Annotated in this window: 11 protein-coding genes; 8 read left to right on the plus strand and 3 right to left on the minus strand. The window is 61.1% G+C overall.

Annotated features, from left to right (window positions below; genetic code table 11):
* Position 1: 1 nt before the first annotated feature.
* Genes AB4P92_RS23820 through AB4P92_RS23830 form a run of 3 tightly spaced genes read right to left on the minus strand, consistent with a single transcriptional unit; the run spans position 2 to position 4,957 of the window.
* A complete protein-coding gene (locus tag AB4P92_RS23820; protein ID WP_395598247.1) occupies positions 2-1,903 on the minus strand; it encodes a response regulator in 1,902 nt (633 codons plus the stop codon).
* A complete protein-coding gene (locus AB4P92_RS23825; RefSeq protein WP_395598248.1) occupies positions 1,900-2,832 on the minus strand; it encodes an ABC transporter substrate-binding protein in 933 nt (310 codons plus the stop codon). The genes AB4P92_RS23820 and AB4P92_RS23825 overlap by 4 nt, the downstream gene beginning before the upstream one ends.
* 1 nt (position 2,833) lies before the next feature.
* Positions 2,834-4,957, minus strand: a complete 2,124-nt coding sequence (locus AB4P92_RS23830; RefSeq protein ID WP_395598249.1) for a TonB-dependent receptor plug domain-containing protein — start codon at positions 4,955-4,957, stop codon at positions 2,834-2,836.
* Positions 4,958-5,153: 196 nt separating this feature from the next.
* On the opposite strand from AB4P92_RS23830, the gene AB4P92_RS23835 reads away from it, so the two are divergent.
* The 8 genes from AB4P92_RS23835 (at position 5,154) to AB4P92_RS23870 (ending at position 12,088) form a co-directional block, all read left to right on the plus strand.
* Positions 5,154-6,179, plus strand: coding sequence for an NAD(P)H-dependent glycerol-3-phosphate dehydrogenase (locus AB4P92_RS23835; protein WP_042560480.1), 1,026 nt, complete (start codon positions 5,154-5,156; stop codon positions 6,177-6,179).
* 31 nt (positions 6,180-6,210) lie between these two features.
* Positions 6,211-6,558: a DUF4389 domain-containing protein gene (locus AB4P92_RS23840; protein WP_042560479.1), complete on the plus strand. Its 348-nt coding sequence runs from the start codon at positions 6,211-6,213 to the stop codon at positions 6,556-6,558.
* Entirely contained in the window at positions 6,555-7,007 is a 453-nt protein-coding gene (gene sixA, locus AB4P92_RS23845) for a phosphohistidine phosphatase SixA (RefSeq protein ID WP_042560478.1), read from the plus strand. The genes AB4P92_RS23840 and sixA overlap by 4 nt, the downstream gene beginning before the upstream one ends.
* Before the next feature lie 168 nt (positions 7,008-7,175).
* Positions 7,176-8,831, plus strand: a complete 1,656-nt coding sequence (locus AB4P92_RS23850; protein WP_395598250.1) for an AMP-binding protein — start codon at positions 7,176-7,178, stop codon at positions 8,829-8,831.
* A 31-nt stretch (positions 8,832-8,862) separates the two neighbouring features.
* Positions 8,863-9,306 (plus strand): hotdog fold thioesterase, encoded by a 444-nt coding sequence (locus AB4P92_RS23855; protein ID WP_042560476.1) that lies wholly within the window; start codon positions 8,863-8,865, stop codon positions 9,304-9,306.
* Between the two features lie 202 nt (positions 9,307-9,508).
* Positions 9,509-10,315 (plus strand): alpha/beta fold hydrolase, encoded by an 807-nt coding sequence (locus AB4P92_RS23860; RefSeq protein ID WP_261736516.1) that lies wholly within the window; start codon positions 9,509-9,511, stop codon positions 10,313-10,315.
* Positions 10,312-11,166, plus strand: a complete 855-nt coding sequence (locus tag AB4P92_RS23865) for an alpha/beta hydrolase (RefSeq protein WP_395598251.1) — start codon at positions 10,312-10,314, stop codon at positions 11,164-11,166. The genes AB4P92_RS23860 and AB4P92_RS23865 overlap by 4 nt, the downstream gene beginning before the upstream one ends.
* A gap of 115 nt (positions 11,167-11,281) precedes the next feature.
* Complete coding sequence (locus AB4P92_RS23870) at positions 11,282-12,088, plus strand: DUF4892 domain-containing protein (protein ID WP_395599696.1); 807 nt, start codon at positions 11,282-11,284, stop codon at positions 12,086-12,088.
* Positions 12,089-12,133: the final 45 nt, after the last annotated feature.

Consider the following 12,133-nt stretch of genomic DNA (forward strand, 5'->3'; position numbering starts at 1 on the left):
ACTAAGACACCCACCGCTGCAGAATCTGCTGCAGATCATTACGTTTGAACGGCTTGGCCAGATAATCGTTCATCCCCGCCGACAGACAGGTTTCCCGGTCGCCCTGCAAGGCATTGGCGGTCAGCGCGATGATCGGCACGTTGCCGCGTCCGGGCAGGTTGCGGATCTGTCGGGTTGCTTCATAGCCGTCGATGATCGGCAGGCGACAATCCATCAGAATCACTTCGAACTCACTGCCCTGGGCACTGCGCACTGCCTGAGCGCCATCGGTGGCGACACTGACAGTAAAGCCCAGACTGCGCAGCATCGCTTCAATAACCGTCTGATTGACCGGGTTGTCTTCAACCAGCAACACAGTGCGTCCAGCGCCCTGGCCGTCACCGTTCAATGCGCGCGGTGCGACCTGCTTTGGCAATGCCTGCTTATAAAGAGCCAACGGGATTTCCAGGGTGAACACCGACCCAAGACCTTCCTCACTCTGCGCTCTTAATGTGCCGCCCATGCGTTCGGCGAGTGTGCGGGCGATCGGCAGGCCCAGGCCGGTGCCGCCGTAGCGTCGCGAAATCGAGCTGTCGGCCTGCTGGAACGCGTTGAACATCAGCTCCAGGCTCTCGGAGGAAATGCCGATGCCACTGTCGCGCACCGAGCAGGTGAACCACAGCAACTCGTGATCCAGCGACTGCCACTGCGCCTCGATACTGACCCGGCCCTGTTCAGTGAACTTCAAGGCATTGCCGACCAGGTTGACCAGAATCTGCCGGATCCGCGTCGGATCGCCCTGCACCTGCAAGCCGCGCATGTCTTCGGGAATCCTCAGGTTGAGCGCCAGACCACGTTGCACTGCGCTGTGCTGGAACGACTGGGCGCACGCGCCGATCAGTTCGGAGAGGTTGGACGGGATGTGTTCCAGTTCAAGCTCCGAACGCTCGATGCGCGAAAAGTCGAGGATGTCGTTGATGACCTTGAGCAAGTGTTCAGTGGACTCCGAGGCGAGCGCGGCGTACTCGATCTGCTCCTCGGTCATGTCGGTGGTTTCGAGCAATTGCAGCATGCCGAGCACGCCATTCATGGGCGTGCGCAGTTCATGGCTCATCATCGCCAGGAAGTCGGATTTGGCGTTGTTGGCCTTTTCCGCTTCCTCGCGTGTCTGGATCAACTGTGCCATCGCCTGATGCTGTTCACGACTCGCTTGCTCCAGCGCCTGAGCGAGATTGTTGATGTGCTGCGACAGCGCGCCCAGTTCGGTGTCATCGACGATCGGCAGCGGGGTTTTAAAATCGCCATCCTGGATCGCCTTCACCGCGTTGCCGATATCGCGAATCGGCTGCGACAGGCTGCCGGCCAGACGCCGTGCCAGGACAAACGTAAAGAGCAGGGCGAACAGCGCCAGAATCCCGGCCTTGAGCAGAATTTCCTGTTGGCGCTGACTGAAGGCATCGTTGGACAGACCGACGATCACCCGCCCCAGATAATCCTCGCTGGCCGCGCCGCTGCTGACTTTGGCGTCCTGGAAAAAATCATTGTTCAGGGCGATCCGTTGCAGGCGTACCGGCGCCTGGAACACTTCGACCTGATGCGGACGACTGTGGGAATCCGCCGGTTGTTCGACATACACCAGAATCCGGTTGGCGCTGTCCTGTACTTCAAGGAAGCGCACGTTGGGCGTTGCCAGCGTCGCCTTGAGCAGACTTTCCAACACGTCGTTGTTGCCGGAAATCACCCCGTATTCGGTGGCGGGCGCCAGTTGGTTGGCGATCAGTTGACCGGTGTGGTTCAGCTCCTGGCGCAAATCCTGAATGCGCACGAACGTGAAGAAACTGATCAACAACAACGTCAGCAACAGCGCCGGGCCGAGGCTGATCAATTGGGTACGGGTGTTGATGTCCCAACGACGAAAATTCATGGGCGGCTTTCTCCTTCAGCCAACGCGCTGGCGACAGACGCTTCATTCAGCGGTTCGATACCCAAGGAACGAGCGACCTGGGCATTACTTGAGACCTTGAAGCGTTCGGGATAGAGCGATCGCGGCCAATGGAGCGGCGGCTGGTCGAGCAACCGGTCGAGAACGCTCAGCCAATCGCTCTGGTCGCTGTAAGTGCTGGCCAGGCTGCCGGCGCGCACGAACGCGGCATTTGGCCCGACCAGCGCCATTTGTCGGGAGTAGCTGCTGAGCAGCAGATTTTTCGCGGTCTTCGGGTTGTACAGATCCGGATCATCCAGGCCCAGCAGCACGTCACTGTTTTTCAGCACGGCTTGCAGGGGGCGGCTGTCGTGAGTGTTGTCCCAGCGCTGGCTGACCACTTGCAGATTCAGCGGCTCGGCAGCCAGAAGCAGCTCTTTGAGGAGGAACTCGCTGTGTTCATCGAACAACACGCCAATCCTGCTCGCCTGAGGCAGGATGCGTCGGATCAATTGCAGCTGTCGGCTTAGTGGCGGATCACTCCAGAGCAAACTCAGGTGCGCCGGTTGCGCCGCGCCGAGGCGTTGTCGGGCTTGCAGACGACTGATGCGCAGCACCAGCGTCGCCGGGCCTTGAGGTTCTTGCAGGCGCCAGTCGAGGCTTGGCAGGTCGAGCAGAATCAGGCGCAGGCTGGACGGCAATTTGCCTGGCGCGGGCAGACTGGCCAAGGGCTGGAAACGCACGTTGTCGGTGGGACGCAATTCGCTCAGCGCCTGCACGAACGCCTGCACGCCGGGGCTTTCTTCGGCGCCGGTCAACAGAATGTCGGCGGCCTGCACCGCCATGCCGTGCAGCCACACGGTCAGAAACAGGCCAAGTCCGGCCAGCCAATGGCCGAGGGTCGGCGTCTTCCTTGACAGACCGTGGCGCATCCTAGAACTCCAGCTCGGCGCTGACATACATCACGCGGCGTTCGTCGTAATTGTTGTCGACGAACGTGGTCGGCTCGTGATCGAGGCGCTGCTGCAGCACGCCAGCCAGTTCCAGTTGGGCCTTGCCCAGCTTGATGCGTTTGGCGATTCGGGTGTCGACGCGCTCGAAGCGATAGCCGTTGAGCGCGTTGTCGCCGTAATAGAAGAGGGCGCTGTTCCAGCCGTGACCCCAATCGCGCAGCCATCCGGCAGAACCGCTGTGACTGGCGGTAAATTGCTGATCCAGCGGATTACTCGCTTCGGCTTCGACGTAGGCGTAAGTGAAGCGCAAGCGGTCGACCGTGTTCACGCGCCAGTCGAGTTGGGTTTCGGTGCCGCGAAAACGTGAGCTGTTGGCGTTGCTGGCGATGTACTGATTGTTGCGCAGAGGTTCGCTGATCATCCCGGTGATCTCGTCGTAGAACAGTTTGACGTCGACCGCCAGACCCCACTCGGCGAAGTAGCCGTTGTAGCCCAGCTCTCGCGAGCGCATGTGTTCCTGATCGAGATCGCCGGGGCCGCGCGTCTTGACGAAATAGCGCGCCGAAGACTTGCCGTACGCCGAAGGTCGCAATTTGCTGACCTGATAGCTCCAGTTGACGTTGTTCTCGAACATGTCCGGCGAGCGGATCGCCTCCGAGTACACCGCGCGCAGGCCGTGACGCGGGTTGATCAGGTAATTGATCGCGAAGCGTGGGGTCAGCGAACTGCCGATCAGTTGCGTGTCTTCGAACATCGCACCGCCCTGCAACAGCCAGTGTTCAGTGGCGCGCCACTCCAATTGGCCGAACGCACGCCACGTGGTGTCGTCCAGCGTGCCGTTGAAGTAGGTCTCGGAACTGGCGCGGTCATAACGATAGTTCATGCCGCTGACCAGGCGCAGGCTGTCGGACAGGCTGAGGGTGTCTTGCAGTTCGAGGTCGTAGCGTGACTCGCGAGCGCTTTGGTCGATGTCGCCGCACAGGGTCTGACTGGCGCCGTTGCGCCACTGATCGAGCACTTGGTTGGCCAGCGCCATTTCCTGCGGCGTGCCGGGCGCAGCGCCTGGGCCGGTGAAGCGTGTGATGTTGCGCGCTAAACGTTCGGTGTAATTCGGGTTGAGCTGCCACAGCTGTGTCAGCTCTGGGCTAAAGGACACCTCGGCATCACAGGCGCGCCACACCTGCTGACGATCCCAGTGCTGCGCCGAACCTTGTACGTAGAGACTGTGCTCGGGATTGATGTCGAGATTCCAGCGCACCGAGCCGGCATAGTCCTTGGCTACGACGTCGGAATTGTTGCCGCTGTCAGTAATCCCCGAGAACACCGGGCGGTAGGTATAAGGGCGTTGATTGCTGCCGTCCTTCGCGTTGACCTGCCAGTCGAGGCTCTGGTTGTCATTCAGCGTGTGGCTGACCGCGAGGCTGAAGCGGTTCAAACGGCGGCTGTCACGGTAATCGGCGCCCGTGCGATCGCTGTCGAAACCGTCATCCTCCTGGCCGGACAGCGACAGACGCAGATCACCGCCATTCCATCCGGTGCCCTGGCTGGCATAGAAGTCATTGATGCCGCGCTGGCCCCGGGTGATTTTCAGCCGCGTGCCGTGGCTTTCCGCCGGGTGGCGCGTGATGATATTGACCACCGCCATCAGCGCGTTGGCGCCGTAGCTGACGGTGTTCGGGCCGCGAAAGACTTCGATGCGGTCGATGTCCTCCATGGCCACCGGCATATCGCTCCAGTCCACCGTGGCCAGACCAGCGCGGTACACCGAGCGGCCGTCGATCAATACCTGCATGCGCCGCGCTTCGGTGGCATTGGTGCCGTGGTAATTGACCGCCGCCTGATTGCCGCTGATGTTGCCGACCATCATGCCCGGCACCAGCCGCAGCAGTTCGCTGATGTCGCGGGCGCCGCTGGCGCTGATCAATTCGCTGTCGAGTACGGTCATGCTCCCCGGCACTTCCGCCGGCGTCTGTTTTAGCCGGGTGGCCGTCAGTACCTGCGGCAGCGCCTGGCCGTCCATGAACAGGTCGTCCGCCAGCAGCACCGGGCTGAACAACAGCGCCAGCAGCAGGGAAGAACGCGGTGGGGGAGGAGCGAAAAACACGACGCGGCCTATCGAACGAAGAATTGGCGCGCATGTTAACCGAGGACAGCGACTTTTCCAGTTACGTTGCGGGCATTTTCCCAGGTTTTATTGGTCTTCTTCCTATAACTGCCGGTTATTGACGCAGGGGCTGGCCGCGACCGGGTCGCCCCGTATAATGCCGGCATCGCCACTGGTATGGATTAACGGATTGCATATGACTGAGCAGCGCCCGATTGCGGTCCTGGGAGGCGGAAGTTTTGGTACCGCCGTGGCCAATTTATTGGCCGAGAACGGCCATCAAGTCCTGCAGTGGATGCGTGACCCCGAGCAGGCCGAGGCCATCCGGGTCAATCGCGAAAATCCGCGTTACCTCAAAGGCATCAAGATTCTGCCGGGAGTGACGGCGGTCACCGACTTGCAGCAGACCCTCGACGCCTGCGATCTGTGCTTTGTCGCGCTGCCGTCCAGCGCACTGCGCACAGTGCTCGCCGCGCACGCCGAGCGTTTGAGCGGCAAGATGCTGGTCAGCCTGACCAAAGGCATCGAAGCCCAGACCTTCAAGCTGATGAGCCAGATCCTCGAAGAGATCGCCCCGCAGGCGCGCATCGGCGTGTTGTCCGGGCCGAATCTGGCGCGGGAAATCGCCGAGCACGCGCTGACGGCCACGGTGGTCGCCAGTGAAGACGAAGAACTGTGCAAACAGGTGCAAGCCGCGCTGCATGGCCGCACCTTTCGTGTTTATGCCAGCGCCGACCGTTTTGGTGTCGAACTGGGCGGGGCGTTGAAAAACGTTTACGCGATCATTGCCGGCATGGCGGTGGCGCTGGAAATGGGCGAGAACACCAAGAGCATGCTGATCACCCGCGCCTTGGCCGAGATGACCCGGTTTGCGGTGAATCAGGGCGCCAACCCGATGACCTTCCTCGGTCTGGCGGGTGTTGGCGATCTGATCGTCACGTGCTCGTCGCCGAAAAGCCGCAACTATCAGGTCGGATTCGCCCTCGGCCAGGGCCTGAGCCTCGAAGAAGCGGTATCGCGCCTCGGCGAAGTCGCCGAAGGGGTCAATACCCTGAAAGTGCTGAAAGCCAAGTCCCAGGAAGTCGGCGTCTACATGCCGCTGGTCGCAGGCTTGCACGCGATCCTGTTCGAGGGGCGCACGCTGGAACAGGTCATCGAACTGTTGATGCGGGCCGAGCCGAAAACCGATGTCGACTTTATTTCCACCAGTGGTTTCAACTGACTGCTGTTATTCACGGGTAGGGGAGCTGAACATGAACGAATCAAAATCTGAAGCCAGGTATGAATCCATCCTCCTGCGGGTGTTGTGGATGATCGTCTACCTGCTGGTCTGGCAAGTGGCGCAGTTTATTCTCGGCGCAGTGGTGCTGGTGCAACTGATCTATCGTTTGATCTATGGCGCACCGAGCGCCAGCCTGATGAACTTCGGTGACAGCCTGAGCCAGTTTCTGGCGCAGATCGGCCGCTTCGGCAGTTTTCACAGCGACCAGAAGCCTTGGCCGTTTGCCGACTGGCCAGCGCCGCGTACGCCCGAAGGTGAGGCGCCACATGCCGTGCCGCCAGCACCGCATCCGGTTCGCGATGAGGAACCCAAGCTATGAAACTCTGGGTATTGCGTCACGGTGAGGCCGTGCCTTATGGCTCTTGCCCCGACTCCGAACGGGAGCTGACCGAGCATGGCCGTGAAGAAGCATTGCGCAGCGCTGCGCAGTTGATCGGGCAACCGATCACCGCGATCTACGCCAGCCCGTACCTGCGCGCGCAACAGACCGCGCAGATTGTCCGCGAGGCGCTGGGCTTCGAGCCCGAGATCCGCACGGTCGAGTGGCTGACGCCGGAGGTCGATCCGGACAAAGTCGCCGATCAGCTGGTTTCGGTGAGCAATGCGCTGCTGGTCAGTCACAACCCGCTGGTGGGCAATTTGCTCAGCTATTTGCAGCACGGCGCTGGGTATCCGCCGGAGAAGGTCGGCACGGCGGGGTTGGCTGAACTTGAGAGTGCTGAACTGCTGATTGGCTCGATGACTCTCAACAGCCTCAAGCACCCTTAAAGCAAAAGATCGCAGCCTTCGGCAGCTCCTACATGGGATCGCATTCTCATGTAGGAGCTGCCGAAGGCTGCGATCTTTTGATCTTGTTTCTTTTAGTGAAAATTCCAACCAAGCACTTGCTTGGTTGACTACGCTTGCTCCAGACCTAAAAAAACAGGAGCGAGTCGCATGTCTGCCGCATTCCGTTTGCCGCTGGACGTGTTTTACGAACGTGAAGCCCGGCATCCACGCCAGCGCTTTCTCGTGCAGCCCATCGGGGGGGGCGAGGTCGAGACGCTGACCTGGGCCGACGTTGGCCATCAGGCTCGCTGCGCTGCACACTGGCTGCGTGCACGGGAGTTGCCGCAAGGCAGCCATATCGCCCTGATCTCGAAAAACTGCGCGCACTGGATCATTGCCGATCTGGCCATCTGGATGGCGGGGCACGTTTCCGTGCCGCTGTATCCCAACCTGACGGCCGACTCCGTCGCTCAAGTGCTCAATCACTCGGAGAGCGTGCTCGCATTTATCGGCAAACTTGACGATTGGCCGAGCATGTCGACCGGCGTGCCGGCGGGCTTGCCGACCATCAGCCTGCCGCTGCATCCGCCCGGCGATTTCGATTTCAGCTGGGCTGAGTTGCAACGCAGTTCGCCGATCCAGGACGACCCACGTCCCGCCGCCGAGCAACTGGCGACCATCATTTACACCTCCGGCACCACTGGCCTGCCCAAAGGCGTGATGCACAGTTTCGCCAATCTGGGGTTCGCCACCAGCCGTGGCACGCAGCTGTTCGGGCTCAACGAGAACGATCGGCTGCTGTCGTACCTGCCGTTGTGCCACGTCGCGGAACGCATGTTCGTTGAAATGGCTTCGATTTATACCGGGCAGACAGTGTTCTTTGCTGAAAGCCTCGACACCTTCATCACCGATCTGAAGCGGGCGCGGCCGACGGCAATGTTCGGGGTGCCGCGGATCTGGACCAAATTCCAGATGGGCGTTTACAGCAAGATCCCGGCGAAACGTCTGGACTTGCTGCTCGGTCTGCCCTTCATCGGTAAGCGGGTCGGGCACAAAGTGTTGGCGGGCCTGGGGCTGGACGCCTTGCGCGTGGCCCTTTCCGGTGCAGCACCTGTGCCGCAGACATTGCTCGCCTGGTATCAGAAACTCGGCCTCGATGTGCTGGAGGTCTACGGCATGACCGAGGGTTGCGGTTACTCGCACATCTGTTTGCCCGGCGAATACAAACAGGGCTGGATCGGCAAACCGTGCCCGGATGTCGAGGTGCGCATCGATGCATCCGGCGAGGTCCAGGTGCGCAGTCAGGCGAACATGCTTGGCTATTTCAAGGAGCCGCAGAAAACTGCCGAGACCCTCACCGCAGAAGGCTTTCTGCGCACCGGCGACAAGGGCGAACAGGATGCCGAAGGGCGCTTGCGCCTGACCGGGCGACTGAAGGAAATCTTCAAGACCAGCAAAGGCAAATACGTCGCTCCGGCGCCGATCGAAAACCGTTTGGCCGTGCACTCGCGCATCGAGCAGGTGTGTGTGGTCGGTGATGGTTTGAGTGCGCCGCTGGGCCTGTGCGTGCTCTCGAGCGTCAATCAGGAAGAGCCACGAGCGAGCCTGCATTCGAGCCTGGAAAAGCTGCTGGAGGAGGTCAACGCCGTGCTCGACAAGCACGAGCAACTGCGCCGGCTGGTGGTGGTCAAGGACAGCTGGGCGGTGGAAAACGGTTTTCTCACGCCGACCCTGAAGATCAAACGCAACGTCATCGAAGACACCTACGGCGCCCGATTCGAAGAATGGAGCGCGCGCAGCGAGGCGGTGCTGTGGCAGGATTGAGCGACGACTAAAACAACAAAGGAAGTCTGCGATGAGCTTGTGGCGCACCACTCCCAACATCGAGCAGTTGAACGCGATTCAGAAAAACACCATCGGCGAAGTGCTCGACATCCGTTTCGAAGCGTTCGACGAAGAATCGCTGACCGCGAGCATGGTCATCGATCACCGCACGCATCAGCCTTATGGCTTGCTGCACGGCGGCGCGTCGGTGGTGCTGGCGGAAACCGTCGGTTCAATGGCCAGCTATTTGTGCATCGATGCCAGCAAGTTTTATTGCGTGGGGCTTGAGATCAACGCCAACCATTTGCGCGGCCTGCGCAGTGGCCGGGTGACAGCGGTGGCCAAGCCGATTCACATCGGTCGCACCACGCATGTCTGGGATATCCGCCTGACCAGCGATGAGGGCAAGGCCAGTTGTGTGTCGCGGTTGACCATGGCGGTAGTGCCGCTGGGTGAGCAGCCGCCAGCACGGTGACATCGAAAAAGCCCCTCACCCCAGACCTCTGGCTCTCCCGACAAGTCGGACCGTCCAGAGGTCTGGGGTGAGGGGGAGGGATTTCCTTGGCACACCATAACCCTGACCAGACTGTCACCATTCCTGGCAGTTACAGTCATTGCCGCCGGGCGCGGTCTTACGGACAATCAACGCCACGTTTCCCGCTCATGGATTTGCCCGCATGTCGCAACCTATCTTTTTCGCCCACGCCAACGGGTTTCCCTCGGGCACCTACGGCAAGTTGTTCGCGGCGCTGGCGCCCGAGTATCGGGTCGCGCATCTGGAGCAGCACGCTCATGACCCGCGTTTTCCGGCGGATGACAACTGGTACAACCTTGTCGACGAATTGATCCACCATTTGCAGCAGCAAGATCAGCCCGTGTGGGGCGTCGGTCACTCCTTTGGCGGTGTGCTGCACCTGCATGCGGCGTTGCGTTGCCCTGAGTTGTATCGCGGTGTAGTGATGCTCGATTCGCCGGTGCTGACTCGCACCGACCAATGGGTGATCCGCGCGGCCAAGCGCTTCGGTTTCATTGACAGGCTGACCCCGGCCGGCCGCACCCTTGGCCGACGTGAAGAATTTACCGACCTCGCCAGTGCGCGCAGCTATTTCGCCGGCAAGAGCCTGTTTCGTGGTTTTGACCCGGAATGTTTCGATGCTTACCTGCAACATGGCCTGCACAAGGTGGGCGACAAACTGCGCCTGCGCTTCGACCCAGCCACCGAAATCAGCATTTATCGCGGCGTGCCGCACACCAGCCCCGGCCGCACCCGCCAGTTGCAGGTGCCGCTGGCGGTTGTGCGTGGGCACACGAGCCGGGTGGTCATGCGCCATCACACGCGCTTCGTTTCGCGGCTTGCCCAAGGTGAAGCACTGAGCATGCCCGGTGGGCACATGTTTCCCCTTGAACGTCCACAGGACACGGCACGCTTGCTGAAAAACCTGTTTAGCCGCTGGGAAAATCGCCAGGAAAAGGATTGCGCATGAGCCCGACCTTCGAAGAAGTGCGCCTGAGCCTGCCGCATATCGAACTGGCCGCGCATTTGTTCGGACCCGAGGATGGTGTGCCGGTCATTGCCTTGCATGGCTGGCTCGACAACGCCAACAGCTTTGCCCGTCTCGCGCCGAAGCTCAAAGGTCTGCGCATTATCGCGCTGGATATGGCTGGGCACGGGCATTCCGGGCATCGGCCGCACGGCGCCGGATATGCGCTGTGGGACTACGCCCATGACGTACTGCAAGTTGCCGAGCAATTGGGCTGGAAGCGTTTCGGCCTGCTCGGGCATTCCATGGGCGCGATTGTTTCCATGGTGCTGGCGGGATCGTTGCCGGATCGGATCACTCATCTGGCGTTGATCGATGGGGTGATTCCTCCTACAGACAAGGGCGAAAACGCTGCCGAGCGCATGGGCATGGCCCTGCAAGCGCAACTGGATCTGCGCGAGAAGCGCAAACCGGTCTACACCACCCTCGACCGTGCCATCGAGGCGCGGATGAAAGGCCTGGTCGCGGTCAGTCGGGAGGCTGCAGAGTTGCTGGCCCAGCGCGGCTTGATGCCGGTGCCCGGCGGTTACACCTGGCGCACCGACAATCGCCTGACCCTGCCATCGCCGCTGCGCCTGACGCAGGAGCAGGCGATGGCCTTCGTCCAGCGCATCGGTTGCCCAGCACAATTGGTGGTCGCGGCGGACGGCATGCTGGCCAAACATCCTGAGCTGCTGGAGCGTCTACCCTTTTGCCGGGAACAGCTGCCCGGTGGGCACCATTTGCACCTGAACGACGAGCCCGGTGCGGATCTTGTCGCAGACTGTTTCAATCGGTTCTTCGCCATTCCTTGACTTGCACCGGGCAACTGTCGAGGCTGGGCGGGTTGAAATGGGAGACAACCACGATGGATTTCTATACCGCTACGACCCCGATCCGCCAAGCCATGCCGATCCGATGAGCCTGACTATGCGATCACTCAGTCTGTTGGCGCTGTGCTGCTTCAGTTCCATTTCGTTCGCCGCCGATGTGCCGGGCAGTCAGGACATGCAGATCGTGCCGCGACTGGCCGACGCGCAAATCGTCGACTATCGCCCTCCGGCAGAGCAGGAGCGGATTTACCCATTGGGCTCGATCCGCAAGATCAGCGGCCAGTTGCGCTTTGACGGCCAGGTCACGGCCCGTGGCCAGACCACCTCGGTCACTTATGAGTTGCCACCCGAACACGCCGCCACCGAAGCCTTCACCGCCGCCCGCGAGGCCCTGCAAAAGCAGGACGCCGAGTTGCTGTTCTGGTGCCAGGCCCGCGACTGCGGCGAAAGCAGCCTGTGGGCCAACGAGGTGTTCGGCAATGCCAAACTGTACGGTTCCGACGAGCAACAGGCGTACTTGTTGCTGAGGCTGGCCGCGCCGCGGGACAACACGCTGGTGGCGCTCTACAGCATCACGCGCGGCAATCGCAAAGCCTATCTGCATGTCGAACAGTTCGAAGCGGCTGCGCCGCTGGGTGAACTGCTGCCGACCTCGGCGACCCTGTTGCGCCAGCTCAAGAGCACCGGCGAGCTGGATTTCCCCAAACTCGTCAATGACCCGGATGACACGTGGTTACGCCTGATTTCCCGTGGACTGAATCTCGATACCACGCAGCGAGTGACAGTGTCCGGACCGAAAGCCGAGGCCTGGCGCCAGGCATTGATCAATCAGGGCGTGCGTGCGGCACGGATGGAAACCGGCAAAGTCGATGGCGTAGGTTTGCGCATTGATTTGTTGCGATAAGCTGCATCGGGCGAGCGCGCGCCGCGTGTTCGCCTACTCTTTGCC

The organism is Pseudomonas sp. A0308 (assembly GCF_044218815.1).
Taxonomy (GTDB): domain Bacteria; phylum Pseudomonadota; class Gammaproteobacteria; order Pseudomonadales; family Pseudomonadaceae; genus Aquipseudomonas; species Aquipseudomonas iridis.